Source organism: Kangiella spongicola, assembly GCF_003194565.2.
GTDB lineage: Bacteria > Pseudomonadota > Gammaproteobacteria > Enterobacterales > Kangiellaceae > Kangiella > Kangiella spongicola.
On record NZ_QICH01000002.1, the window covers coordinates 121,785 to 147,426 of the forward strand.

Here is a 25,642-nt window from a genome sequence, read left to right on the forward strand (position 1 = left end):
CTTGGGTTGACTTTAAAGTCTGGTATCCATGGACAGAGCTAATTTCAATTAGCTAAAGCATCGCAGATACGCTTACTAGCATTACCATCACCATAGGGGTTATGCGCTCGGCTCATCGCAGCATAAGCATCTTCATCAGTCAGTAATTCGTTTAGTGATGAGGTAATTTTTTCTACATTTGTCCCTACAAGCTTAACCGTACCAGCAGCAACCGCTTCAGGGCGCTCAGTCGTATCGCGCATTACAAGAACTGGCTTCCCCAAGCTTGGAGCTTCTTCTTGGATTCCACCAGAGTCTGTAAGGATAATATGTGAGCGATTCATAAGGTACACAAAAGGCAAATACTGCTGTGGCTCGATGAGGAAAACATTATTAACATCCTTAAGGATGCGCTTTACAGGCTCTTGTACATTCGGATTTAGATGAACCGGATATAAAATCTGCGCGCTGGGATGCGCTTTTGCAGTTTGTGCCAGAGCTTCGCAGATACGCTCAAAGCCGCCACCGAAGCTCTCCCGGCGATGACCTGTAACTAAAATCAGTTTTTTGCTCTCGTCAAGCATCGGGAATTGCATCGCTAGATCTTGTCTTAGCGTTGCATCGCCTTCAATCTGCTCTTTAACCATTAAAAGCGCATCAATCACGGTGTTACCAGTTATGTATATATGCTCTTGTGGGAAGTTTTCCTTGGCAAGATTTTCTTTAGAGTTATCGGTTGGTGCAAAGTGGTATTTGGTCAACTGCCCTGTTAATTTGCGGTTTGCTTCTTCAGGCCAAGGCGAATAAATATTACCTGTACGCAGGCCAGCTTCAACGTGCCCCACTGCAATTTGTTGGTAATAAGCCGTTAAACTCGCCGCGAACGTGGTCGCAGTATCTCCATGAACCAACACCACGTTCGGCTTGAACTCTTCTAGAACAGGCGTCAGCTCTAATAAAATACGGCTAGTCAGCTGTGGCAACGTCTGTCCTGCCTGCATCAAATTTAGATCATAATCCACAGTCAGCTTAAACAGCTCTATCACTTGGTCTAACATCTCTCGGTGCTGCGCAGTTACACATACCTTAGATTCAAAACGACTATCATTATTCAGAGCATGTACCAAAGGAGCCATTTTAATGGCTTCTGGGCGAGTGCCAAAAACGCTTAATACTTTCATTTTAATCACTTTCCCTATTTTAAACCCACAAAAGAGGTCTTTTAGTTGTGCTTGTTATTCTTTAAGAAGTTCATGAGAAAAACAATAAATACAGATATAATCCCGCCCAAAATAACAGCTATGATTACCAGCAGTGCTCTCTTAGGCTTATCTTTCTCCTCCGGGGTTTTTGCCGCACTTACTGCTTTAAATACATACTCATCAGAAACCTGTGCAAGCATTTTAGATTTGTGTTGCTCTTGGATTAACTCACTAAACATTGCTCTTAGCTCTGCATAGGATGTACTTTTGAATTGCTCTTCAAGGTATTGAATATTTTGGTTGGCTTCTTCTAAAGCTCGATCTTTCATCAGTTTGTTGATATCTTTAGTAAGCATATCTACCCACTCTTTTGCAATTTCTGGAGAGTAGTGTGTGACCGACACGCTAACTAAACCGGTATCTTTATCCTGACTGATAGACAATCGTTCTTTGAATTCCTCGAATAACTCCCAACTACTAGGCTCCACAGTTTTGCCTTTAGGTGCCTCACGGACCCAGGTTTCAGTTGCTTCATTATAAAGATCATCATCTATGATCAGCTTTTTCTTAGATTGGTCCCACCCTTCAGCCGCAAACAATTCTACTGCAATATTATGTTTATTAATAAATTCTTCTGCAAAACCCCAGCTTTTCATGATTTCCATTGCTATGACAGCATCTGATGATTCGCCTGCACCCAAGTTAATTCCAGCCATTGAAGCAAGGCCGCCAAACTGTCCTGCTAGAGATGCTAATTTCCCACCAGTTCCACTTTCATTAGGCTGCAAAACTGCTGTTGCTTTATATTCATTAGGAAGGTAAAGCGCGTACCCAACGGAAGCAATGGCAAAAATGAAAGTTACTCCAATAATGATCCACTTTCCTTTCCAGAGAATAGAAAAAAGTTCACGTAAGTCGATTTCGTCTTCGTGATGTGGTGGCTGAGTTTGACTTAATTGTTGATTGTTTTCACTTTTCATAATTTTCTAATTTTGTATAGAGATTGCTTCGGCCTAAAGGCCTCGCAATTACGATTGTTAGGTGGCTTGGTTAAACTAACATTGGCGACTTATAACTCCATTGTCCATGAAAGCCCTACATTATATTTATCAGTATTAACTCCTGATATTTCAAAAGCTTTATCTTGATAGTCAATGGAAGCCGATAATAGACCGTGCTTAAAAGGTTTTTGGTATTTAAGCGACAGCCTGTTGAAGTTCAGTTCATTGGTCGCAATAGTATGATTGTCTCCGACACCACCTTTATTCATGTCAACTTTTGAAACTGATACTTTATAACGAGAACCGGATGTTGTAGAAGCAAGCATACCAAAAGTTAGACTTTCAGAGTCTGCGTCGTATGTGGAACCAATACTTCTGCCTTCTGTACGATAACCTGTTCGATATATCCCGTGCTCATAAGTTACGTTTTTTGCGTACTCATTTTCGGTATCAGCATACTCTATAAAGCTAGTAACGAGTGTGTCGCCACCAAGAGTGAAATTATTTTTGTAACCAATTTGGAAGAATTTTCTAGAAGGCGCATAACCCGCTTCATCTTCACCAATTAATTGTCCATATATTGAACCGTGATAAGTTTCTGTAGGGAGTCTCCAGTCGAAATCGATCCCGGCTATTTGGTTTCCTGCCTCACCAGAGTTGAGGCGATCATCACAACCATCTGCAATTTGATCACAATTGGTTCTACCTATTGCGAGATCGACCAAACTAGATAATGACTCAGGTCTTCCCTCGCCTCCCCACTGCGCGGTTCGTCTTAAACCAATTTCTAATGAATCAAGTGGTTTAAAGGTTACTGACATCCCGATTAGTTTTGCATGAGGGATAAAGCGATCGCTTTCTAACTGCCCAGCGAAGGCTGAAACGGACCAAGGTCCGATCCATGATAACCAGTCGCTCTCAAAAGGATCTGCATAATTTCTTTTTATAGATAAGCTTGGGACGGGCCTCGCGTTATTACTTAAAATAAGAGAACTGTCCCAACCGGGTCCATACCAACGCTCTTGTGCGCCGGCTGAAAAAATCCAGTTGCCCCAAATTCCTGCAACGTAGCTGTGATCCAGTCGCTCTTCTTCACCATCAAAAGGGCTGAATGCTTTAGTTGCTTCAATATTCCATGCAAAGCTTTTCGTCATACCTTTGTTGCTAGAGGTGATTTCAGCTTTTTCTCGACGGTCATCGCCAAAGTGTCGTAAAACCTTGCCTTCATTGCCCGCTTTTAGTGATAGTTCACTGCGTGTATCTGTTGAAGTTTCTATTCTTGCCTTTCTTTTGACACGCATTAATGCTGGGACTAAAGATTCTGGCACTTGGTCCAACTCCACATTATCAATATCTTTAACGATTCGAGCCCAAGGAAGTGGCCAAGTAGTTATTGGGGTGTTTATCACTCCATGTGCAGACAGTGCTTCGATGTCCGCTCTCAACCAAGCGTCACGCGTATCTAGCCAAGGCTCTGCCTTAACTATTGATCCGCTTAGTATTAATAATGCTATTAAAGTTTTTTTCATAATGTTTTATTCGATATTCGAAGCTGAATGAGGTTACTTCGTTACATTCGCATGATGTAGTAAATCCAGCTACTCATAGGGTGAGCCAAGACACACCCTACGACTAGATCTTAGAAGCTATTAACCGCAGCCGCACCAAGAGCTAACTGATATACGATCTGGCTGACCTTGCTCCAGAGCTCTAAGCCATCTACACGGGGCGTGTCTAGTGGTACAACAATAGTATCGCCAGGCTCTATATTACTTGAGCTATGGCTTAGCCATGATGATTGGTTGGGTAGAACTACTGAGCCATCGGCTTTTACTATATAAATAGCGTCGGAGTTCGCGGTATCTTTTTCGCCACCACTACGGTCTATGTAATCTTGATAATCATATTTCTCGCTGTAAAGATGTGATGTAGCGACTTGCACCTCACCAACAACAGTAACTTCTTGTCGGAAACTTGGTACAATTAATTTGTCACCAGACTTTAGAATTATGTCTTCACTGTTATCGGCCAATATTGAATCAATATCTATAACAAGACGCCCCGTAGCCTCTGTCGAGCTCAATATGTTTAGCAGTGATTGTGCAGACTCAATGTCTGCTGATTTGCCAATGTTAGTATCTTCTAGTTCAGATATAGCGATATCTTGACGAAGTTTAGACTGAAGTTGCTCTAATTTCTTTTGCTCGTGTTGACGTAGAGTCTTTCTTGAGAAAACAGTTGCTTTTGGATGAGCATATTTTGTGAATCCACCAACACGGTTAATTAGCTGACTTAGTGTTTCTCCTCGAGCAACTCGATAGCGCCCCGGGTAGCGTACTTCGCCTGTAACATCTACATAGATCTCTTCTGTAATATTTGGAGAAACCTTGATATTTACCTCATCAAAAGGAGATAGGGTTGCACCAGATTCTCCTAGAAAGACTTCCTGCAAACTAATACCTTTGTGTCTAATATTTACTCCACCATCTACGGAGAAGGTGCGAGTGGTCACTTCTGCATTTGCTAAATATGCAACCTCTGTTAGCCCACCAGCTAATTGGATCAGCTGTAAGACACTCATATTTTTTTGGTATGGGTATTGACCAGGAAACTTTACCCCTCCGCTAATCTTTACAAGTTTAGCTACACTTTGATTAGATGCTTGAGACTTAAGCTGGGCGATAAACTTAGAAAGTGGTTCATTCCGAATTTCCTGCCTTATCTGCGCAAGCTTTAACTCATCATACTCGACGCTTTCAGAATTAAGCACGCGACTTTCTAAGCTTTCACTTTGCTTCCTTCTTTGGATTTTACTTTCTAAACCTGCGTAATCGCCTATATTAGTCGTCAACTCATCTTTTTCAGTGATTGAGTCTAGCTCTTTCTGGAAGTTAGCTCTTTCTAGCTGAACTTTTTTGGCTCGCTCCAAGTATAAACTGATATCTTTTTCGGTAATTTGGTTTGATAAGACAATCACTTTATCGCGGGAGTGTAATTTAAACTCATTATCTCCTGCCCATATAGATCGCAAGTTCACAATATATGGCTCTATAATGCCAAGAGCATCCTTTTCTCTGAAGACAATCACAGCATCGATGTTCGCATGAGGCCTGAGTTTTAATTCGCTCTTTAGTACATCACTAAGCTTTAACCCTTTTGTCCATTTTATTAAACCTGGGCGATAAACATGACCAATTAACTCAATAACATTTTCTTCCCTTTCCACGGCTGGAAAGATTTTTAATAAATCACCACTCTTAATTTTTGTATTAAGCCCAGTCCTTGTGTTCAGGTTTAGATCTACGACTGTTTGTTGTCCTGACTTACTTACCCTTTCTATTCGTGCATCACTTTTATACGCGTTAGGTAGTAACCCTCCCGCCAGCTCAATAAGCTCGTTAACAGTTTTCTCACCTTTTAACTCATATACAGCCGGTCTAACAACTTCTCCAGCAACCGATGCAGTTTTCTTAACAGAAGGAATAAAAATTACATCGCCAGATTGCAATCTTTGGTCATCACTAGTATCGCCTTTTAGCAATAAGTCGTATAAATCGACCGTCGAAATAACTTTACCATTACGTTTTAGTTGAATATTTCTCAAAGAGCCTATTTCAGTTAAACCTCCGCTAACGTATAAAGCATTCATCACAGTAGATAATGATGAAACTGTGTAGGCGCCAGGCTTGAAGGATTCACCTAATACAAACACTTGGATGGAGCGCAGTTCGCCTAAGCTTATATTGGACTGTACACCAATGTATTGCTCACTAATTCGTTGGTTCAGGGACTGCTTTAACTCGGTATACGACAATCCGGCAACATTTATAGGCCCAAGCTGTGGAAACTGAATGCTTCCATCACGCTCTACCGTTAATTCGTAACTGTTATTTTCTTTGCCAAAAAGCTGTACTTTAACTGTATCTCCAGGGCCAACAATATAGTTAGAAGGTACTGGAATATTACTTACTGGAGTGTAGGTTGTAGGCACACCCGCGAATAGATCATAGCCAAACCTTTTCAGTTCACGTTCTACTTTTGGTAGTTTTTCTTGCTCTTTGTTTTCATTTGCTTCTTTGGCACTATTTTGTTGGCTTGGAAAGTCCGCCAGTTCTCTTGGCATGACAGAAGAGCCTGATTGTTTTTCTGCAGTTGAACTCGAACCTTGTTGCTTTAAAGAGGCACACATAGAGTCAACATCGTAGCCAGCGGCACGCGCCATCTGTCTCTGCTGTTCAGTGGCATTCTGGCAAAGCTGTTTTGCTTGCGATAGATCGTTAGCAACGCTGTCACTAGCAATTGCTAAAGTAAAGATGCTTAATAACAAGCCAAGAGTTTTTCTCATCATAGTTGTGGGCCTTGTACTATAAAGTAAGGGTTTAGCAATGATTCTTTAGTGTTATACATTAATTCGTCGTTTTTTTCATAGGTGACACAGCTTCCACCTGCAGCCTTTAATACAGCATGTGCAGCTGCGGTATCCCATTCAGAAGTAGGACCAAACCTAGGGTAGATATCAGCTTTCCCTTCGGCGACTAAACAAATTTTTAGAGAGCTTCCCATTGGGATAAATTCATAATCATCAAACTTTGATAAATACGACTGCATCTCATCCGATTGGTGGGAGCGACTGCCAACGACTCGAATAGGTTTGTGAGCTTGTGACGAAACTGAAATAGGCTCTTTGTTATGGTCCACCTGTTTCCAAGCCCCTAAACTCTCACCATTTGCGCCAATACCGCCGAAATATAGAATTTCTTTTACCGGGGCATAAACAACGCCCAAAATAGGTATGCCATTAGAGACTAAAGCAATATTGACTGTGAACTCACCATTTCTCTTTATGAACTCTTTAGTACCGTCAAGCGGGTCTATAAGCCAGTAATGCTCCCACGACTGACGCTCAGTCCATGGAATATCCGCTGACTCTTCAGACAAAATGGGGATAGATGGGGTTAGCTTCTGTAAAGCGTGAACAATACAGCGGTGCGAAGCTAAATCAGCTTCAGTCAAAGGAGAGTGATCAGACTTTTCTTGTACATTAAAGTCTTTTTCATAAATTGACATGACCGAGTGGCCTGCCTCAACAGCTATATTGTTAACGTCACGAATTAAATCGTTGTTTAGTAGTCTATTTTCCATCCAATTATCCATGATTATTTCTTTTCTCCGTCACCCAGATACGCTACCGCCCGTGGGTTCCGGCTCCCAAAGTGCCTATCTTATTGTTTTTATTTGTAATATTTTTGTTAGGGTACGCCTAAGCGAGCGCTATTATATAGGCTTTACACTCGTCTCGAAACCTTTCAAAAGTAATATTATTTTCTTTTTATAATGTTATATTTTTTCAAACTCATCGTTTGAAACTTCAAGTACAGTGAGTTTACCCAGCATATTCAATAGAACTATGGAGCGCTGCTCACCATCTGGCATCTTAAATATGCCTTCCAAATCTTTAAAAGGGCCTGCTGTGACTCGAACACGATCCCCCTCTTTAGGCGTAGAGTCGACTACTTTTGTGACAAAATCATGATCAATAACTTTTAACTGCTCCAAAAGTTGCTGAGAAATCTTTGCAGGAACACCACCAAAGCGTACAAAGTCTCGGACTCCTCGCGTCGAGCGAATCTTTGACCAATACTCACCGGTTTCTAATAACTCCACAAATAAATAGCCTGGAAACATTGCTTCTTCTATCTGCTTACGTTTACCTCGGACTATTTTCTCTAATGAAATTATAGGGAAAAAGCTATTAATTGATTGATTTTCAAGGTTTTCTTGTGCCCTACTCTCTTGGCGAGGCTTACATTGCACTAAATACCAGGCACTTTGATCGCTACTCATCGCTTGCCACCGCCATCGCTTGGTTAAACTCTTTGTTCTTTTCTTTAAGTTCTGCCACAACACCTACGACACCACTTTTATCGAAAGTATCTCTAAAAAAACCTCGCTTCATTTTGACAAAGCTTATGCCCTGGAAACTGAAATCGTATACTGTCCACTGTTCCTGCTCTTTATAAATCTTCAAGTCGACATTAAGAGTTGGGAATGACGGACTTTCAAGGCGCACCCTCAGCCAACCTTTATTACCTTTGTCATTAAGTCTTACGCTTTCGACGCTAGCCGTTTGCCCTTGATATTGCTGCAATACCTCAAATAAATAGCGGCGAATAGTGTTTTCGTAGGTTTTAATAAGGACATTCGCTTCAAAATCAGTAAGTTGCTTCCAGCGAGAAGTTCCTAGCATGGCTCGGATAGTATTTCTGGCTGACCATACCTCAAGCAACTCTTGGTTTACAAAGCCTATAAGAAGGTTTGGCTCTTGAAGTGCTTTATTATGATTTTCTTCTAGAAAGATATTGATTTTATTGAGTTTTTGATTGAACTCAGTTGCAATTTTCTCATCCGCATTAGTGATTGGCGCAATAACTACGCACAGGCACACGAGAAAAGCTTTTAAACAACGGTACATTATTATTCTTCGACTCCACTATTTTAGTGACAACATCATAAAAAAGCTCAACTTAACATTAACTTAATGCCGCCACGCCGATATCTTGCTTTAAAAAGCCGACAGCAATGGCTACAAACCTCCGAATTTTACCATCAGAGGGCTGTACTACCAATTAATTCCAAGGGATTATTGAATCTGTGACCTAGGCTATACTTTGCTCGCGAATTTTTTCAATACGGTCACGAACTTGCGCTGCCTTCTCGAACTCCAAGTTTTTCGCTAAATCGAGCATTTCTTTCTCAAGCTTCTCAATCTGCTCCACACTCTCCGCCAAACTTCGAACTTCATATTGACCTTTTTTCTCAGCAACACGCTTTTTACCACGGTTTGAACCGCCGGTATCCATCACATCGCCAATTTTTTTCTTAATACCCTGAGGGGTAATTCCATGCTCTTTATTGTAAGCCTGTTGAATAGCACGGCGGCGCTCAGTTTCATCAATAGCCTTTTTCATCGAGCCTGTAATTCGATCGCCATACAAAATGGCTCGCCCGTTTAAGTTACGAGCAGCACGACCAATGGTTTGTATTAATGAACGCTCCGATCGCAAAAACCCTTCTTTATCGGCATCTAAAATTGCGACAAGCGACACTTCCGGCATATCCAAACCTTCACGCAACAAGTTAATGCCAACCAAGACATCAAATTCTCCAAGCCTTAAGTCGCGGATAATCTCCATCCGCTCCACAGTATCAATATCCGAATGCAAGTAACGCACTCTCACACCATGCTCAGCTAGATAGTCGGTTAAATCTTCTGACATCTTTTTAGTCAAGGTCGTCACCAGCACACGCTCATTAACTCCAACTCGCAAATTGATTTCAGACAATAAGTCATCAACCTGAGTGGCTACTGGTCGCACTTCAATTTCAGGATCGACTAGCCCCGTTGGACGCACCACCTGCTCTACTACTTGACCAGAGTGCTCCGCCTCATAATTACCAGGCGTCGCAGAGATAAAGATCGTCTGCGGTGCAGTCCGCTCAAACTCGTCGAACTTCAAGGGTCGGTTATCTAAAGCTGATGGCAAACGGAAGCCGAACTCGACCAAAGTTTCCTTTCGTGAGCGGTCGCCCTTATACATGGCGCCAATTTGCGACACAGTCACGTGGGACTCATCAATAATCATTAACGCATCAGGTGGCAAGTAATCGAGTAAACATGGCGGCGGCTCACCCGGCTCAGCGCCCGACAAGTAGCGTGAATAGTTCTCAATCCCTGAGCAGTACCCAAGTTCTTGCATCATCTCGATATCAAACTTAACTCGCTGCTCTAAACGCTGCGCCTCGACTAACTTATTCATGTCATAGAGCTGTGCCAAACGCTCTTTCAGCTCAACTTTAATCTGCTCAATGGCGTCTAAAATGGTCTGACGGGACGTGACATAGTGACTTTTAGGGAAAACAGTCACTCGGGTTAGGTTCTTTAAAACTTCACCAGTAAGCGGATCAAAAGTCTGGATGGTCTCCACTTCATCATCAAACAGCTCAATTCGAATGGCATTTTTGTCTGACTCAGCAGGATAAATATCAATGAGATCACCACGCACTCGATAAGTCGCACGCTGAAGCTCCATGTCGTTGCGCGTATATTGAAGCTCAGCCAAGCGGCGCAAAATATAACGCTGGTCAATCGGATCGCCAATTTTCAAGTGCATTACCATGCTATGGAATGCTTTGGGATCACCCAGACCATAAATAGCGGACACCGAAGCCACAATTATTGCATCACGACGTTCTAATAAGGCTCTCGTCGCCGATAGTCGCATTTGCTCGATATGTTCGTTTATCGATGCGTCTTTCTCAATAAAAGTATCAGACGCAGGGACATAAGCTTCCGGCTGGTAATAATCGTAATAAGAAACAAAATACTCTACTGCGTTATTCGGAAAGAACTCCTTCATTTCACCGTAAAGCTGCGCCGCTAGGGTTTTGTTATGAGCCATAATGATTGTTGGGCGCCCACTACGCGCCACAACGTTAGCCATGGTAAATGTCTTACCTGAGCCAGTAACACCTAGTAGCGTTTGGTGCGAAAGACCATCTTCCAAGCCCTCTAATAGACTCTCAATAGCCTTTGGCTGATCGCCCGCTGGCTCGAATTGCGATTTCAAATCAAATATCTGGCTCATTCACTTCTATCGTTTAGTTGTATAACACGGCGTTGTAATCGCTATAACTACTTGGGTAGCGATCTAACTTGGAGTATGATTGACGCTTATTGTCTCATACTTTGCAAAAAAATCGAGGGATCAAAGTGGCAATCGAATTATCAAAAAGAGTACAGCTGATTAAACCTTCACCAACCTTAGCGGTGGCAGCAAAAGCTAAGGAATTAAAAGCCCAAGGTCGCGATATCGTTGGTCTTGGAACTGGCGAGCCAGACTTCGACACTCCTGAGCATATCAAGCAAGCAGCAATTGCCGCCATAAACGATGGTGCAACAAAATATACTGCTGTAGACGGTACGCCAGAACTTAAAGAAGCAGTTATCCAAAAGTTCAAACGCGATAACCAACTTAGTTACGAGCCTAACCAGATCCTTGTTTCTTCAGGTGGCAAGCAGAGCTTTTATAACCTTTGCCAAGCCTTGCTGAACCCGGGCGATGAAGTCATTATTCCAGCTCCATACTGGGTCTCTTATCCCGATATGGCGCTTTTAGCAGAAGCTCAGCCTGTCATTATCGAAACCAGTATCGAGCAACACCTTAAGATCACGCCACAACAACTAGAAGACGCAATTACCGAGAACACTCGACTGTTCGTTATTAATAGCCCGAGTAACCCGACCGGTGTTGCTTATACTATGGATGAATTAAAAGCGCTTGGCGACGTTCTGAAACAACACCCTAACATCATCATTGCCACCGATGATATGTATGAACATATTTTGTGGGAAGAAGGTTCTTTCGTGAACATCCTTAACGCTTGCCCAGAGCTGTACGATAGAACCATCGTCCTCAACGGCGTTTCAAAAGCTTACGCTATGACGGGCTGGCGTATCGGCTATGCAGGTGGCCCAGCAGACCTAATCGCTGCTATGAAGAAGATCCAGTCGCAGAGCACCTCAAACCCAGCGGCACCGAGCCAAGCAGCAGCGCAAGAAGCTTTAAGCGGCGACCAAAGTTGCATAAAGCCTATGTTAGAAGCATTCAAGCGACGCCACGACTATTTGCTCGAAGAACTCAATGCAATCGATGGCATTACTTGTTTGCCAAGTGACGGAACTTTCTACGCCTTTCCTAATGTTGAAGGTTTGATTAAAAAGTTAGGCTGTGACTCTGATTTAGATCTAGCTGAACTTTTAATCGAAAAAGTAGATCTTGCACTGGTTCCCGGTTCAGCCTTCGGAGCACCTGGTCACATGCGACTTTCTTATGCTGCCAGCATGGAAACTTTAGAAAAAGCAGTAGAAAGGCTTAAAAAAGTAGCAAATTAAAATTTTTTTCACATAAGGTGTTGACCAAAGGGCGAAATATGTCTATTATCTCGCCCCGTTCAGGACACAACTTTGAACACACAATTCCCCCTTAGTTCAGTCGGTAGAACGGTGGACTGTTAATCCATATGTCGCTGGTTCGAATCCAGCAGGGGGAGCCATATTTTAAAGGCCTTGCAGCGATGCGAGGCCTTTTTTTATGTCACTACATTACTGAAAAATAAAAAGGAGTTTCCGTGATTAATCTTGTAAGAATAGTAATGCTTTTATTATCACTTTGTACTGTCGTAAGCTGTGAAGAAAAATCCACTCTAATAAATGAGCTCACGCTGTTTGGTCTTAAAGGGCCGGTAGAATCAGTCCTAATCGAAATGGACTATGAGCACACGAATATCAATGATGAAGGCTACCTAGTCAATAGTGTAAAGCTAACGTTTAATGAGCACGGCTTTATGACTAATGAAACCCGTGTCCACACAAAACCATCAAACCCTGACGCGAAACCAAGGCTATCTTCTGAAAGCTATCATTTTGACGATATAGGAAGAATCCAAAAGCAAATTTCGTATAGTCAAGACGGCGATCCGACCGAAACGAAATTTCTATATAAAGAAGATGCAAAACTTCCTTATGCAGGGATTAGTGGCGATAAGGACTACCCATACATGAGTACTCTGAATTACGATGATAGAGGAAGGTTAATCTCTGTCAGCTTGGATGATAAAGATTGGAATAACCTTTTTAGCATGCAAACAACTTACAATGACAATGACCAAAAAACCTCTTATAAGCACTTTTATGAGTCAGAGCTCATTTCAGAAAGGCACTTTTTCTATAATGAGCAGGGGTTTATGTCAAAAGTCACGGAAGTTGACCAAGACCAAAACAAGTCATTATTAACTTACGAATATCTAAAAGTAGACGACTACGGCAACTGGTTAGTGCGGAAAGAAATATCAGATCAAAAACCAGGCTATGTCATTGAAAAACGGACTATTAATTACTATTAACCCAAACGATAGGCAAAAAAAAGCCGAGAAATGATTCTCGGCCAAATCCCACCATATAGCTGAAGGAAATCTGTATCAGAATGTATCTGATTTTTACTTGAATCTTAATACCTTAGCGATTTTTGCAAGTTTGCTTTATTTGTTCGCAAGACTGTGCTAAAAGTAGATATCAAGTTTAAGTAAACTTAGAACACATGTTAATGCACAAATGCATTGAAATCAAGTCACATTTGCATTGCTGGGACACGATATGAGCGAAATAATTAATCAACTAAAGCAATTAATGAATAATTTTGGTGAAACAGACTATTCAATGCAACGTAAGTCCAATATTAGTCAGTCCACGATTTACCGAATTTTAGAAAGAAAAACTACCGATCCAGGCGTTCACAAAATTGACACCCTTGCTAGAGCTTTGGGTTTCAGGCTATCTCTAGTTCCGATTCACGAAGCAGACAATCAAATTGATTACACCTCAGAAGTGGATACCCTAAAGCGAATTATTACCTTAGTAGAATCGCTGGCCAATGCACGTGGTATCGAGCTAACCCCTGAGGAAAAAGCTGAGATGATCCTGTCCAATTATCAGGCGAATAGCTCTAAAGAAGAACTCGGAATGCGTATAGTAAACCTTAAATAACCATACACTCTATTCCTCGCTTATTTTTAGGCGCTTGCTGAATCAGACTTTAGCAAGCGCCTTTTTAGTATCAGCACACTACTCTCCTTCTATTGTTATTACTCTACTACTATTGTTATCAGTAACACCCACAATAGGTGACTCTGACTAAATTTGATAAATCAGAAGTGTTTTTGTGCTTGTTGAATTCTAACTCAGTTATAAGAGGCAAACAAAAAGCGCCTGAAGGCGCTTTGTGGGCTTTATGAAGGGTTTAAATCTTACTCAATGGCGTAACGCTACTCAGCTTAGTTTTAGCCTGTACGGGTCTTAAAAAGCCTTTAGACTGAATAATCTTTCTATTATCCTTTTCGAAGCTTTCTAACTTTTGGTTCCATAGCAATATTTCCCTAAGCTTATCTTTTTCAGACAAATTGCTAGTCTCAATATATGAATATTCCTGCAATAGGCGTAACGCGCCAATATCAGCTCGTCGATAAGCCGATAGATCGACAACGTTCTCTTCATCATCGAAGAGTCCACTGATTGAGGCTGAATCAAACGATTCGCTGGTTTTGCTTCGATACGCCCTCAGGATTAGCCAAAACAGCATTGCTGCGAACGCTGCTAATACTAAACCGTAGGCCAAAAATAGTGATGCCATTGAGTTGTCTACCTATTAAGTGTACCAATTGTTTCATTACAGGCGCTAAGAGCACCAATATTATGCAAACGTTGACGGCCTGTAAGGCATAAGCTTGCATATTCCCTATAAAGTCAAACTCGGTAAAGTGACGCTCAACATAACGCCCAATACTGAAAAAGATTGCCACTACTGTCAATACGCATATAGCAAACTCCTCTTTCAATACCTTTCCAGAGGTTACAGCTCTGAATGCAACATATAGCAATATCAGCGCATCGGTTATCATCCAGGTTATATACCAAATATAGATTGCTATCTCATGAGAGCGTAAGGCTGGGCTTATAAACCAATTCAAAAATTGGACCAACACTAAGAACATACAAAACGTCACTAAACGATTTCGCTTAGTGAATATGAGATGCAAAAATAGACAAGCCACTAAAGACAGAGTGAAAATATCCTTTAGTGGCTGCCAGAGATTAAGTTCTAAAACAAAGTTAAACAAACGAGCTTCTTCCTCTATTCTCGAATTAACTTAACTACTCTATATTACTGCAGATTAAGCTATACATCGTGATTAACCACTTATGAAGAAAAAGCTATCATTTAACGTTTACACTCATGCCTCGAGCGATAATCTCATTTAGCTTATATAGCGGTTGATACTAATCACGTTTCTTTTTACTCGGATCCTCTTCAGGTTCCCCGCCTCCATTTCCAGTATATACCTCTAACGATTTTGTCTCGTGTAAAAGCACTGGCTCTTGAATTTCTTGAGGCTGTACCATAGATAAATAGCAGATCATTGCGATAGATTCAAACATAATAATTTTCTCCAACAGTGTTTAGTTAAGTAATAAAAGAGATAAAGCATTAAAAATAATGGATATGCGGAAGTGCTTCTCGCCAAGGGAGTGCCGTAACTTGTTGCTTTTAAAGATATTATTTTGATAAAGAGCCAGCGCTACGGTCTTTTCTGTACAAATATTAATCAATATAGATAAAATTTACCGTGATGTAAATTTTACATTTCATAATTTTAATTAATACTACAGTTTGATTGCGAAAGATACCTAACTCATTGAATAACCTAGTCATTTATGCATTAAGCTTAATGCATAAATGACTACAAAAGCACCTGAACATTATAATTTCTTATGCATTTAATTTAGGCAAAAAAAAGCGCCTTAAAGGCGCTCTTTTGAAATTTATGATTTGAACTCTAGGTTCTAGGTAGTGGTGTTACGTTACTTATTCTTGGCTGGTGCTGTACCGGTCTTAAGAAGCCTTTTGACTGGATGATTTTTCTATTTTTTCTCTCAAAGTCTTCTAACTTTTGATTCCATAGCAGAATCTCCCGCAACTTTTCTTTTTCAGACAAGTCACTGGTTTCAATTTGAGAGTACTCTTGCAATAGCCTTAAGGCCATCATATCTGCTCTTCTGTATGCGGACAGATCTACGATGTTCTCTTCATCATCAAAAAGACCAGAGATCGTTCGCTCAGAGCTAAAGGACTCTGCGGTTTTGTTTCGATATGCCTTTAGGATCAGCCAAAACAGCATTGCTGCGAACGCTGCTAACACTAAACCGTAGGCCAAAAATAGTAATGCCATTTAGTTGTTTCCCTGCTATAAGCACTAACTGTTTTAGTATTGGAATAATTAATACTAATAAAATACAAATATTTACTGCAGGTAAAGCGTACGCCTGCAGGCCCTTAATAACGCTAATGTCGGTAAAATGACGCTCAATAAACCTTGTTATATAAAACATTATGGCAATTATTGTAAATACAGATACTGCTAATTCCTCTTTTAACACCCTTTTAGTAACAACACCTTGGTATGCTACATATAGCAATATAAAAATATCAGTAACCATCCAAGTTACGTACCATAAATACTTTGCAAGGACATGGGACATTAGCCAAGGACTAAGTTGCCAATTAAAAAACTGCACTAAAACTAAGAAAAAGCAAAAGCTCACTAAACGTTTTTGTTTAGTGAGCAACAAGTGAAATATCAAGCAGCTTGCTAGCCCGAGGGTAAACCAATCGGTTAATAAGCCGTCCAGATTTAGATCAATTATAAAATTCTGCAATACCTAGTCTCTTTTAGTTTTATCAGGATCCTCTTCAGGCTCACCACCATTACTTCCAGTATAAATTTCATGAGCTGATTCGTTAGGTCCAAACAAAGGTTGTTCAATATTTTGAGGCTCAGTAATAGATAAATAGCAGATCATTGCGATTGATTCAAACATAATAATATTCTCCAACGGTAGTTATTTAAGAAAAAATACGATATAAAACAAAATAATTAATGAATAGCGAGACACCTGTCCACTGACTAGTTACCATAACTTATTGCTTTTAAAGATATTATTTTTGTAAAGAACCGCGTTATGGGTTTTCTTTGTATAAATATTAATCAATATAAATAAATAAAAGCGTGAAGTAAATTTTACATTTGATAAATAATTTTTATGCTGCCATTTCTGAAAAAGTTCACTATCCCCTTGATTTTAAGTCATATTTGCATTGCTCTCATATTTGCATTGCCCGAATCTAGCTTATGGTTATCTTACGATCGTGAGGCAGTATCCGCGGGAGAGTTTTGGCGCTTTTTGACTCCCAATTTTGTGCATTTAGGAGTGACTCATACCCTTCTTAATTTAGCGGGCTTGTGGTTCACAATGCTCTTGTTTATCCATCTTTTAAATTTGAAAGATTGGCTATTGTGGTTTCTGATCCTCTTTGTTGCCAATATTGTAGGATTGCATTTGTGGGTCCCTGAACTACAAAACTATGTTGGAATGTCAGGTGCTTTATACGGACTGATTGCAGCTGCGGCTGTGGCAGAGTTACGTTTAGGAATAAAAATAAGCGGGTTATTACTTCTTATTGTTGGAGTTAAGATTTTTGCACCTCAAATTTTTGGGGTAGAGTCCAGCTATAATGAGTGGTTAGGGGGAAATGTTATTGAGGAAGCTCACGTTATTGGTTTTCTGGAAGGGATAATTTTAGGCTTAAGTTGGCCAAAAGGTCGTTTACATAAGTTAAAGTCACTTTCGGCCAAGCCTACATCGGAAGAAGTACGTTAGATGGAAATCTTCTGACGGTTGTTTTGTAGCGTTTTTTGGCCAATTCCTTTAACCGCGGTCAACTCATCAACTGTTTTAAAATCACCAAACTTTTTACGGTAATCGACAATAGCTTGCGCCTTCTTTAACCCAATACCTTTTAAGGCAGCGGCTATTTCTGCGGCACTAGCTTTATTGATGTTTACTTTTGAAATGCTTTGTTGGCTTGGTTGCTGACGTGTTGAATTGTCTTTTGCGATGGCACCCTGGCTGAAAGCTAGTGTTAGGGCTAAAGCAATTGCTGTTATAATTTTCATTAAATATCTCCTTGAATGAATTGTCCTTACCGGCAGTTTTTTCTGCCGATAAGCGGAGATTATTTAAAAGTTGTTGTCTTTACAACTAGCTTACAAGAGATTCAGATATTTCGCACAAGGCTTGGTAAGGATCGTCTGCTTTAGTGATTGGCCTACCAATTACCAGGTAGTCAGAGCCAGCGTTGATTGCTTGTTGTGGTGTCATTATACGACTTTGATCCCCCTGCTCGCTTCCTACTGGGCGAATGCCTGGCGTAATCAACTTAAAGTCTTTTCCACACTGTTGCTTTAATTGTTCAGCTTCCCAAGATGAGCAAACAACCCCATCAAGACCTGAGTCTAGCGTCATTTGAGCTAGATGACTGACTTGATCGGCTAAGTTTCTTTCATAACCAAGCTCTGAGTAAACTTGCTCATTCATACTGGTCAACATCGTTACTGCTATTAAAAGAGGTTTATTATCAGTTTCCAGTAGTGCTTCTCTGGCTTTTTCCATCATGACTCGTCCACCCGAGGCATGGACATTAATCATCCACACACCGAGCTCAGCAGCCGCCTGACAAGCCTTGGCTACAGTATTCGGTATATCATGGAATTTAAGATCAAGAAACACATTATAATTCTTGTCGACAAGCTCTTTGACAAAGCTAGGGCCAAATAAAGTAAACATTTCTTTACCCACTTTTAGGCCACAAAGCTGCGGGTTAAGTTGCTCAATAAGTTCAAGAGCTTTATTTTTGTCGTGATAATCTAGTGCTACTAAAATTTTAGGGTCGGACATGGTTCACCTGTGAAAATTAAACTTATTCGCCTTCAATGCCTTTTATCGGTTTTACAGAACTCCACTCTTTACAGCTTGGACACTGCCAATAAATACTTTTAGTCTCAAAACCACAGTTATGACAAGCATAACGGGGTTTCTTAGCAATCAGTTTAGCGACAATATCATCTAGTAATTGCAGGCTTGGCTTAGCAGAGTCTTGGGCATGTTCGATATGTAATGAGATGAGTCTACGCAAACCTTTCAATGACGGGCGTTCCTGCAGGAACTCACCAATTAGCTGTGCGGCAGCCCTATCATCTTTATCTTGTTGAACAATTTTTGATAACTCTACCAGAACTGAAACACCAGCCCCCTGCTCAAGGCTCTTATCGAGAAATTGTTTATAACCATTACGATCTTTTGATTGCTCATAAGCTTCGGCTATTTTTGGCAATGCCTCGGGTAGGAAAGCAATATCTTGCTGTAGAATTCTTTGATACGACTTGATTGCTTGCTTGTAACTCTTTTGCTTTAGCAGGATATCTCCCTGCAAAAGACTTGCTCGTACCGAGTCTGGATTAATGTTTAATGCTTTCTTAAGGTTTGCTAAAGCAGCTTTAGTATCGCCTTCTTGAGACTTCTGATTGGCTAATTCACAATAAAAGTGTGCAATAGGTTTGCTTTGTTCCACCCCTATACTCGATTGTAATTGCTCGGCAACTTTGGCAGCATCGTCCCAGTCTCGAGTTAGCTGATGGATATTCAGAAGCTGTACTAAAGACTCGTCTTTGTGTACTGGATCATCCAACAACTCTAAAAACAGCTTCTCAGAGCGGTCATACATACCCACAGCATTATAATCTAAGCCCAACTGGTACAAGGCTATGTTTCGCTCTTTTTCCGACAGTTGTGGGCGTGCTATGAGGTTTTGATGCAAACGAATGGCTCTATCGACTTCGCCACGTTTACGAAACAGATTGCCTAGCGCAAGATGTGTTTCTACCGTGTCGGTATCGACCTTGAGTAAATCTATAAAGGCATCAACAGCCTTATCCGGCTGCTCATTGAGAAGGTAATTCAGTCCTTTGATGTAATTACTGGATAAACTATCGCTGTCTTTTCCTTTGCGCTGCTTGCGTCCCATTAAGAATCCTGACATTGCAGCAAGGGGTAATAATGCTAAAACCCCATACAGAATCCACTGTTCCATTTAGAACGGATCCTTACTGGATAGCGGCTGTTGCCTCAGGTGGTTTAGCTCTTTCTCTGCATTAGCGAGTTTTTTGTTAACACGCTTGAGACGATGGCGATATTTATAAACCGCAAAAAGCATGCCTAAAATCCCTAAAATCAAACCACAAAGGCCGGCCCAAAAAACCACCAGCGATAATGGTAACTCGCTAGAATTGAATAAATAGTTTACTGATATTGTTTGGTCATTATTTAGAGCAAACACGGTGCTCATAACCAAAACAACCACAAAAAGAATAATGGCAATGATCTTTCGCAAAATCGCTCCAAGCCTAAAGTGCTAGTGTGACGTTGTTATCGACGCCACAAAGTATGAATGGATGAAGTGTTATGGCTTAATAGGTTGATCTTTCCCACCATCAACCCTTTCACGTAACTCTTTGCCTGGCTTAAAGTGTGGGACATGCTTACCCTGTAAAGTAACCGATTCACCGGTCTTAGGGTTTCTACCCACACGCGGTGCTCTGTAGTGCAGCGAGAAGCTTCCGAAGCCACGAATTTCAATACGCCCGCCGTCGGAAAGCGTGTCCGACATTTGGTCGATTAAAGACTTAACAACCAGTTCTACGTCACGAACCGATAGCTGAGGGTTTTTATCCACTAGACACTCAATCAATTGTGATTTCGTCATTGGCCTAGACCTCCATTTAATTGAATACCCAATAGTATGGGGTATTTCAGTACAAAAATCATCTAACTATTTTAATTATATGATCTTTTTTACAAAATTCCATCAATGTTGGGATCAAAAAAAGCCCAGCGATTGCTGGGCTTTAATGATCTTAGAAAATCAGCTAGTAATATTACTCGTCATCACCAAGCTGTTCTTTCAATAAATCACCTAGAGTTGCAGGAGAAGAACTCTTCTCGTTGCTGAACTCTTTAATTGCTTCAGCTTCTTCAGCCGCGTCTTTTGCTTTGATAGACAAGGTCAAGTTACGGTTTTTCTTGTCTACGCCAACAAATTTAGCGTCGATTGTGTCGCCAATGCTTAAGTGCTTGCTTGCATCTTCAACGCGCTCGTTGCTGATATCAGAGGCACGAACATAACCTTCAATGTTCTCAGCTAATTCAACTGTTGCGCCTTTAGCGTCAACATCGATGATTTTGCCTTTTACTACAGAACCTTTCGGGTGCTCGCTTAAGTACTCAGCAAATGGATCTGAATCAACTTGCTTAATACCTAGTGAGATACGCTCACGCTCAGCATCTACAGACAAGACAACGGCTTCAACTTCGTCGCCTTTCTTAAAGTCACGTACCGCTTCTTCGCCAGAAACAGTCCAAGAGATGTCTGAAAGGTGAACCAAACCATCAATACCACCGTCAAGACCGATGAAGATACCGAAGTCAGTAATCGATTTAATTTTGCCAGAAACTTTGTCGTTCTTGTTGTGAGTTGCTGCGAACTCGTTCCAAGGATTAGGCACACATTGCTTAATACCAAGAGAAATACGTCGACGCTCTTCATCAATATCAAGAACCATAACTTCAACTTCGTCACCCAAGTTAACAACTTTAGATGGGTGGATGTTTTTGTTAGTCCAATCCATTTCAGAAACGTGCACTAGACCTTCAACACCGTCTTCGATTTCAACGAAACAACCGTAGTCAGTAAGGTTAGTAACGCGACCTTGTAGGCGTGCGCCTTCAGGGTAACGGTCGTTGATATCAACCCATGGATCAGAACCAAGTTGCTTGATACCTAGAGATACACGGTTACGCTCGCGGTCAAATTTCAATACTTTAACGTCTATTTCGTCGCCAACTTGTACCACTTCACTTGGGTGCTTAATACGCTTCCACGCCATATCTGTGATGTGTAGAAGACCGTCAACACCACCCAAATCAACGAATGCACCGTAATCAGTAAGGTTCTTAACGATACCTTTAAGCTCTGAACCTTCCTCAAGGTTAGCCAGAAGCTCTTCACGCTCAGCACTGTTTTCAGACTCGATAACAGCACGACGCGAAACTACTACGTTGTTACGTTTTTGGTCAAGCTTGATAACTTTAAACTCAAGATCAACACCTTCAAGGTGTGATGTATCACGAACTGGACGAACGTCAACTAATGAACCAGGTAGGAAAGCACGGATAGATTGTACTTCCACAGTGAAACCACCTTTAACTTTACCAGTGATAACACCTGTAATTGTTTCTTCTGCTTCGTGAGCTTTCTCAAGCACACCCCAAGCAGCGAAGCGCTTAGCACGCTCACGTGATAGACGAGTTTCACCGAAACCGTCTTCAACTGCGTCTAGTGCAACTTCTACTTCGTCGCCGACGTTAACTTCTAGCTCACCCTTGTCGCTCATAAATTGGCTACGCGGGATAACGCCTTCTGACTTTAGGCCAGCGTTAACAACAACAACTTCATTATCAATATCAACCACCGTACCGGTGATGATGGCGCCTGGACGCATTTCTACGTTTTGTAGGCTCTGTTCAAATAGTTCTGCGAAATTTTCGCTCATTCGTTAATACCTGATACACCCTACCAAGACAATCTTAGTAGAGACTTAGTTAAAATCACCATGCGACTTTCCCGTTGCCATGGGTCAATGAGTTGTATTAGTTCATCATCCGTGCGAACTAACTTTTCCAATTTCTATTCAGAAAACCCTATAAAATCAAAGATTTGCTGAACAACTTCATCGATAGAAATAGTTGAGCTATCAACAACAAATGCACCCTCTGCTGGCACCAATGGGGCCACAGTACGAGTGCGATCACGCTCATCTCTTTCGATGATGCCTTTTAGAAGGTGCGAAATATTAGCATCTACGCCCTTTTCGATCAACTGTTTGTGTCGTCTTTCTGCCCGTACTTCGGGGCTTGCAGTTAAAAACACCTTATGTTTCGCGTCAGGAAAAACCACTGTTCCCATGTCGCGTCCATCGGCGACTAAACCTGGTGACTGACGAAATTTTTTCTGACGAATTAAAAGTGCATCACGAACTTCTGGAATAGCCGCCACTTTAGAAGCCATCTCACTGGTTTCATCAAGTCGTAGCTCTACCCCTACATCCTGACCATTTAGAAGCACTTTTTGTTCGCCATCAATCTGAGGTTCAAACACCACATCAAGCTCTAAGGCGGCTTTAGCAACGGCTTCTATGTCATTAGTATCAATATCATTCTTTAGCACCGACAATGCAGTCAGACGATATAGAGCACCACTATCCAGTAAATGATATCCCAGCTTAGTCGCTAAGATTTGGCTAATGGTACCTTTACCAGAACCACTCGGTCCATCCACCGTGATAACCGGTGCACTCTCTTGTGAAGTTTCTGCGTTAGAACCACTGTCTGTATTAGTGTTGCTCATTGATGCTCTCTTAATTACTTATATTACTTAAGTTACTTATATTGAATAACGCAAAACAGTTATTTATTTATTCATCTCACGTAAGACACGGATAAACTTAGCGTTTTCTTCTTCTAAACCAATACTGACTCGCAAGTGGTTTGGCATTTCGTAATTCGCCACGGGGCGAACAATAACGCCTTGCTCTAACATGTGTTGGTAGATTGGGCCCGCAGGTTTACCCATATCGACAGTAATAAAGTTAGTCACAGATGGAATATAGTCGTAGTTAAGCTCTTTAAATACAGCCTCTAACTGTTCCATACCCGCTTTATTTACGTCTAGTGCCTTTTGTAAATATGCATGGTCATCCAGCACCGCTTCCGCCGCTGCTAAGGCTAGTGAGTTCATGTTGAACGGCTGACGCGGACGGTTAATAAGCCCTGTAATTTCTTCATTCGCGACCGCGTAACCGGCACGAACGCCTGCTAAACCATAAGCTTTAGAAAAGGTACGAGTTACAATCAGGTTTGGGTATTCTTTAATCCATGGGATCGTTTGTGGATAATCTTTATCTTCCACATACTCGTAATAAGCCTCGTCAAGGATGACTAAAACGTCTTCAGGCACCTTGTCCATAAACGCTTTAAGCTCTGCAGACTTAACCCAAGTACCTGTTGGGTTATTCGGGTTCGCGATAAAGATCATGCGTGTATTTGGCGTGATCGCTGCGGCTGTAGCTTCTAGGTCATGGCCCCAGTCTTTAGCCGGAATCACTACCTTTTTAGCGCCAATAGCTTGGGTTACAATTGGATAAACCACAAAAGCGTGTTGTGAGAAAATGACTTCGTGCTCCGGCGCCACAAAGACGCGTGCAATCAGCTCAAGCACGTCGTTTGAACCATTGCCAAGCGTGATTTGATTAATATCAACGCCAACACGTTCAGCGATTTTAGCCTTAAGATAGTAACCGTTCGCATCAGGATAACGTGCTAACTCGGAAAATTCTTTTTCCATAGCAGCCTGCGCCATTGAACTAATGCCTATTGGGTTCTCGTTACTTGCCAACTTAACAATATTGGTAATGCCAAGCTCTCTTTCTAACTCAGAGATTGGTTTACCTGGTTGGTATGGGTGTAGTTCTTGAACACCAGAATTCGCTAACTGTATAAAATCACAACTCATAAGAAACTCCGTTACTATCCTTTATAGCCTACCCCTTAATCGCCAAATCTAACGATGTGCTCGGCTATACAAATTTGCGCCACATTATCCAAGAAAACGACCAAACTTTCATCCTATATACTAAGAATTCTAAATTTAATCTGGAAATATAAAAAAGGCCGCACAAGGCGGCCTAAGGTAAATTGTTTAACAATGCTCATTGTCTGCGCTTTTTGTGGTCTAACTATCCACGCTCAAAACGTTCCATAAAATGTATCAGTTTCTTCACACCATCGAGTGTCATAGCGTTATAAATACTTGCGCGCAAGCCACCAAACGTTTTATGGCCTTTTAGTGCGATTAGATGCTGCTCACGAGCTTCTGCGAGGAATCGTTCTTCTTTAGTTCTGTCTTTCATCTGAATCGCGACATTCATAAAAGAACGGGAGCCTTTGGCCACTGGCGAATGATAAAAATCAGACTGATCGACAAAGTCATACAATAAGTTTGCTTTTTCGAGGTTCTGACGGTGCATTTCTTCAACGCCACCTCGCTCCAACAACCACTCAAAAACCAAGCCTGCAAAGTAAATACCAAAGCTTGGTGGAGTGTTAGGCATCGAGCCTTTATCAGAAACGTAAGGATATTGGAATAAGGCAGGCACTCGCTCTGTTTGAAAACTATCGAACAAGTCTTCACGCACGATAACCACCGTCATGCCTGATGGGCCAATATTTTTTTGGGCACCGGCATAAATTAAAGCGTATTTTTCAATATCGATTGGTCGAGAAAGGATGTCAGAGCACATGTCACTAACTAACTTTCCTGCAAAACGGTTCGGATCGTCCTGGAACTGAATACCTACAATCGTTTCATTTGAAGTAAAATGTAAATACTTTCCTTTTTCGTCAAGCTTCCACTCATCCTCTGGAACTAGCTCTAATAAACCATCTGAGTTAGTTCTAACACCTTGCTCTACATGTATATCATTAAAGCGTTTCGCTTCTTTAATACACATTTTTGACCAATGATCCATTTCAAGATAGTTGGCCGTTTCATTAGGGGCAAGAAAGTTCATCGGTACCATAGAAAACTGGTGCGATGCACTACCATGCATGAATAGCACTTTATAATTCGCAGGGATCTTTAATAACTTGCGAAGGCTTGCTTCTGTATTATCTAGAATGCCTTGGAAGTCTGGAGTACGGTGGCCCAGTTCCATTACTGAGCAACCGTAATTATTCCAATTGAGTAGTTCTTTTTGAGCCCGCTCTAATACTTCGGTTGGTATCGCGGCAGGCCCAGCACTAAAGTTAAATGCGCGAGTCATTTTTTCTCCAGTTAT

24 protein-coding genes and 1 tRNA gene are annotated in these 25,642 nt (G+C 41.3%); 5 read left to right on the plus strand and 20 right to left on the minus strand.

The genetic code is table 11. The features are described 5' to 3' along the window. Positions 1 to 44 precede the first annotated feature (44 nt). The 8 genes from wecB to uvrB form a co-directional block, all read right to left on the minus strand. A complete protein-coding gene (wecB, locus tag DL796_RS06175; RefSeq protein ID WP_110200847.1) occupies positions 45 to 1,160 on the minus strand; it encodes a non-hydrolyzing UDP-N-acetylglucosamine 2-epimerase in 1,116 nt (371 codons plus the stop codon). A gap of 41 nt (positions 1,161 to 1,201) precedes the next feature. After that, positions 1,202 to 2,161, minus strand: coding sequence for a Wzz/FepE/Etk N-terminal domain-containing protein (locus DL796_RS06180; RefSeq protein ID WP_110200848.1), 960 nt, complete (start codon positions 2,159 to 2,161; stop codon positions 1,202 to 1,204). A gap of 89 nt (positions 2,162 to 2,250) precedes the next feature. Further along, complete coding sequence (locus DL796_RS06185) at positions 2,251 to 3,711, minus strand: capsule assembly Wzi family protein (RefSeq protein WP_110200849.1); 1,461 nt, start codon at positions 3,709 to 3,711, stop codon at positions 2,251 to 2,253. Between the two features lie 110 nt (positions 3,712 to 3,821). Then, entirely contained in the window at positions 3,822 to 6,530 is a 2,709-nt protein-coding gene (locus DL796_RS06190) for an SLBB domain-containing protein (RefSeq protein ID WP_110200850.1), read from the minus strand. Continuing rightward, positions 6,527 to 7,336: a 3'(2'),5'-bisphosphate nucleotidase CysQ gene (cysQ, locus tag DL796_RS06195; protein WP_227593000.1), complete on the minus strand. Its 810-nt coding sequence runs from the start codon at positions 7,334 to 7,336 to the stop codon at positions 6,527 to 6,529. The genes DL796_RS06190 and cysQ overlap by 4 nt, the downstream gene beginning before the upstream one ends. A gap of 183 nt (positions 7,337 to 7,519) precedes the next feature. Continuing rightward, complete coding sequence (rfaH, locus tag DL796_RS06200; protein ID WP_110200851.1) at positions 7,520 to 8,026, minus strand: transcription/translation regulatory transformer protein RfaH; 507 nt, start codon at positions 8,024 to 8,026, stop codon at positions 7,520 to 7,522. After that, positions 8,019 to 8,654, minus strand: coding sequence for an MlaC/ttg2D family ABC transporter substrate-binding protein (locus DL796_RS06205; protein WP_110200852.1), 636 nt, complete (start codon positions 8,652 to 8,654; stop codon positions 8,019 to 8,021). The genes rfaH and DL796_RS06205 overlap by 8 nt, the downstream gene beginning before the upstream one ends. A gap of 184 nt (positions 8,655 to 8,838) precedes the next feature. Then, positions 8,839 to 10,827 carry an excinuclease ABC subunit UvrB gene (uvrB, locus tag DL796_RS06210; RefSeq protein WP_110200853.1) on the minus strand — a complete coding sequence of 663 codons (1,989 nt, stop codon included), beginning with the start codon at positions 10,825 to 10,827 and terminating at the stop codon, positions 8,839 to 8,841. Positions 10,828 to 10,952: 125 nt separating this feature from the next. On the opposite strand from uvrB, the gene DL796_RS06215 reads away from it, so the two are divergent. The 4 genes from DL796_RS06215 to DL796_RS06230 all read left to right on the plus strand — a co-directional run bounded on the left by DL796_RS06215 (position 10,953) and on the right by DL796_RS06230 (position 13,784). Continuing rightward, entirely contained in the window at positions 10,953 to 12,134 is a 1,182-nt protein-coding gene (locus DL796_RS06215; RefSeq protein ID WP_110200854.1) for a pyridoxal phosphate-dependent aminotransferase, read from the plus strand. Positions 12,135 to 12,219: 85 nt separating this feature from the next. Then, a tRNA-Asn gene (locus DL796_RS06220) sits at positions 12,220 to 12,295 on the plus strand. A 99-nt stretch (positions 12,296 to 12,394) separates the two neighbouring features. Then, the gene (locus tag DL796_RS06225; RefSeq protein ID WP_110200855.1) at positions 12,395 to 13,144 is read left to right on the plus strand and encodes a hypothetical protein; all 750 of its coding nucleotides are present in this window, start codon (positions 12,395 to 12,397) and stop codon (positions 13,142 to 13,144) included. Positions 13,145 to 13,394: 250 nt separating this feature from the next. Continuing rightward, the gene (locus DL796_RS06230) at positions 13,395 to 13,784 is read left to right on the plus strand and encodes a helix-turn-helix domain-containing protein (protein ID WP_110200856.1); all 390 of its coding nucleotides are present in this window, start codon (positions 13,395 to 13,397) and stop codon (positions 13,782 to 13,784) included. 253 nt (positions 13,785 to 14,037) lie between these two features. Here DL796_RS06230 and DL796_RS06235 read toward each other — a convergent pair whose 3' ends face one another. The 3 genes from DL796_RS06235 to DL796_RS06245 all read right to left on the minus strand — a co-directional run bounded on the left by DL796_RS06235 (position 14,038) and on the right by DL796_RS06245 (position 16,673). Further along, entirely contained in the window at positions 14,038 to 14,427 is a 390-nt protein-coding gene (locus DL796_RS06235; protein WP_110200857.1) for a hypothetical protein, read from the minus strand. 1,204 nt (positions 14,428 to 15,631) lie between these two features. Next, on the minus strand, positions 15,632 to 16,024 hold the full coding sequence (locus DL796_RS06240; protein WP_110200858.1) for a hypothetical protein: 393 nt from the start codon (positions 16,022 to 16,024) through the stop codon (positions 15,632 to 15,634). A gap of 490 nt (positions 16,025 to 16,514) precedes the next feature. Next, complete coding sequence (locus DL796_RS06245; RefSeq protein WP_170114226.1) at positions 16,515 to 16,673, minus strand: hypothetical protein; 159 nt, start codon at positions 16,671 to 16,673, stop codon at positions 16,515 to 16,517. Between the two features lie 222 nt (positions 16,674 to 16,895). Between DL796_RS06245 and rrtA the strand changes: the two genes are divergently transcribed. Then, on the plus strand, positions 16,896 to 17,513 hold the full coding sequence (rrtA, locus tag DL796_RS06250) for a rhombosortase (protein ID WP_110200859.1): 618 nt from the start codon (positions 16,896 to 16,898) through the stop codon (positions 17,511 to 17,513). On the opposite strand, the gene DL796_RS06255 is transcribed toward rrtA, so the two are convergent. From DL796_RS06255 to serC, 9 genes are all read right to left on the minus strand, one after another. After that, a complete protein-coding gene (locus DL796_RS06255; RefSeq protein ID WP_110200860.1) occupies positions 17,510 to 17,809 on the minus strand; it encodes a ComEA family DNA-binding protein in 300 nt (99 codons plus the stop codon). The genes rrtA and DL796_RS06255 overlap by 4 nt on opposite strands. Before the next feature lie 85 nt (positions 17,810 to 17,894). Continuing rightward, positions 17,895 to 18,590, minus strand: a complete 696-nt coding sequence (pyrF, locus tag DL796_RS06260; protein ID WP_110200861.1) for an orotidine-5'-phosphate decarboxylase — start codon at positions 18,588 to 18,590, stop codon at positions 17,895 to 17,897. Between the two features lie 22 nt (positions 18,591 to 18,612). After that, the gene (gene lapB / locus DL796_RS06265) at positions 18,613 to 19,782 is read right to left on the minus strand and encodes a lipopolysaccharide assembly protein LapB (RefSeq protein WP_110200862.1); all 1,170 of its coding nucleotides are present in this window, start codon (positions 19,780 to 19,782) and stop codon (positions 18,613 to 18,615) included. Next, positions 19,783 to 20,082 carry a LapA family protein gene (locus tag DL796_RS06270; protein ID WP_110200863.1) on the minus strand — a complete coding sequence of 100 codons (300 nt, stop codon included), beginning with the start codon at positions 20,080 to 20,082 and terminating at the stop codon, positions 19,783 to 19,785. Between the two features lie 69 nt (positions 20,083 to 20,151). Further along, entirely contained in the window at positions 20,152 to 20,454 is a 303-nt protein-coding gene (locus DL796_RS06275; RefSeq protein WP_110200864.1) for an integration host factor subunit beta, read from the minus strand. A 172-nt stretch (positions 20,455 to 20,626) separates the two neighbouring features. Continuing rightward, positions 20,627 to 22,300 (minus strand): 30S ribosomal protein S1, encoded by a 1,674-nt coding sequence (gene rpsA / locus DL796_RS06280; RefSeq protein ID WP_110200865.1) that lies wholly within the window; start codon positions 22,298 to 22,300, stop codon positions 20,627 to 20,629. Between the two features lie 134 nt (positions 22,301 to 22,434). After that, positions 22,435 to 23,154, minus strand: coding sequence for a (d)CMP kinase (gene cmk, locus DL796_RS06285; RefSeq protein ID WP_110200866.1), 720 nt, complete (start codon positions 23,152 to 23,154; stop codon positions 22,435 to 22,437). A 63-nt stretch (positions 23,155 to 23,217) separates the two neighbouring features. Beyond that, complete coding sequence (gene hisC, locus DL796_RS06290; RefSeq protein WP_110200867.1) at positions 23,218 to 24,318, minus strand: histidinol-phosphate transaminase; 1,101 nt, start codon at positions 24,316 to 24,318, stop codon at positions 23,218 to 23,220. A 223-nt stretch (positions 24,319 to 24,541) separates the two neighbouring features. Then, positions 24,542 to 25,627, minus strand: a complete 1,086-nt coding sequence (serC, locus tag DL796_RS06295) for a 3-phosphoserine/phosphohydroxythreonine transaminase (RefSeq protein ID WP_110200868.1) — start codon at positions 25,625 to 25,627, stop codon at positions 24,542 to 24,544. Positions 25,628 to 25,642 lie beyond the last annotated feature (15 nt).

Excerpts from the sequence above, each read along its gene's own strand:
- DL796_RS06230 (WP_110200856.1), top strand. The coding sequence starts at position 13,395 with ATGAGCGAAATAATTAATCAACTAAAGCAATTAATGAATAATTTTGGT.
- DL796_RS06255 (WP_110200860.1), bottom strand. The coding sequence starts at position 17,809 with ATGAAAATTATAACAGCAATTGCTTTAGCCCTAACACTAGCTTTCAGC.
- cysQ (WP_227593000.1), bottom strand. The coding sequence starts at position 7,336 with ATGGATAATTGGATGGAAAATAGACTACTAAACAACGATTTAATTCGT.
- cmk (WP_110200866.1), bottom strand. The coding sequence starts at position 23,154 with ATGAGCAACACTAATACAGACAGTGGTTCTAACGCAGAAACTTCACAA.
- uvrB (WP_110200853.1), bottom strand. The coding sequence starts at position 10,827 with ATGAGCCAGATATTTGATTTGAAATCGCAATTCGAGCCAGCGGGCGAT.
- DL796_RS06240 (WP_110200858.1), bottom strand. The coding sequence starts at position 16,024 with ATGGCATTACTATTTTTGGCCTACGGTTTAGTGTTAGCAGCGTTCGCA.
- DL796_RS06205 (WP_110200852.1), bottom strand. The coding sequence starts at position 8,654 with ATGTACCGTTGTTTAAAAGCTTTTCTCGTGTGCCTGTGCGTAGTTATT.
- rrtA (WP_110200859.1), top strand. The coding sequence starts at position 16,896 with ATGCTGCCATTTCTGAAAAAGTTCACTATCCCCTTGATTTTAAGTCAT.
- DL796_RS06180 (WP_110200848.1), bottom strand. The coding sequence starts at position 2,161 with ATGAAAAGTGAAAACAATCAACAATTAAGTCAAACTCAGCCACCACAT.
- wecB (WP_110200847.1), bottom strand. The coding sequence starts at position 1,160 with ATGAAAGTATTAAGCGTTTTTGGCACTCGCCCAGAAGCCATTAAAATG.
- lapB (WP_110200862.1), bottom strand. The coding sequence starts at position 19,782 with ATGGAACAGTGGATTCTGTATGGGGTTTTAGCATTATTACCCCTTGCT.
- DL796_RS06190 (WP_110200850.1), bottom strand. The coding sequence starts at position 6,530 with ATGATGAGAAAAACTCTTGGCTTGTTATTAAGCATCTTTACTTTAGCA.
- hisC (WP_110200867.1), bottom strand. The coding sequence starts at position 24,318 with ATGAGTTGTGATTTTATACAGTTAGCGAATTCTGGTGTTCAAGAACTA.
- DL796_RS06275 (WP_110200864.1), bottom strand. The coding sequence starts at position 20,454 with ATGACGAAATCACAATTGATTGAGTGTCTAGTGGATAAAAACCCTCAG.
- DL796_RS06245 (WP_170114226.1), bottom strand. The coding sequence starts at position 16,673 with ATGTTTGAATCAATCGCAATGATCTGCTATTTATCTATTACTGAGCCT.
- serC (WP_110200868.1), bottom strand. The coding sequence starts at position 25,627 with ATGACTCGCGCATTTAACTTTAGTGCTGGGCCTGCCGCGATACCAACC.
- DL796_RS06225 (WP_110200855.1), top strand. The coding sequence starts at position 12,395 with ATGCTTTTATTATCACTTTGTACTGTCGTAAGCTGTGAAGAAAAATCC.
- DL796_RS06235 (WP_110200857.1), bottom strand. The coding sequence starts at position 14,427 with ATGGCATCACTATTTTTGGCCTACGGTTTAGTATTAGCAGCGTTCGCA.
- pyrF (WP_110200861.1), bottom strand. The coding sequence starts at position 18,590 with ATGTCCGACCCTAAAATTTTAGTAGCACTAGATTATCACGACAAAAAT.
- DL796_RS06185 (WP_110200849.1), bottom strand. The coding sequence starts at position 3,711 with ATGAAAAAAACTTTAATAGCATTATTAATACTAAGCGGATCAATAGTT.
- rfaH (WP_110200851.1), bottom strand. The coding sequence starts at position 8,026 with ATGAGTAGCGATCAAAGTGCCTGGTATTTAGTGCAATGTAAGCCTCGC.
- rpsA (WP_110200865.1), bottom strand. The coding sequence starts at position 22,300 with ATGAGCGAAAATTTCGCAGAACTATTTGAACAGAGCCTACAAAACGTA.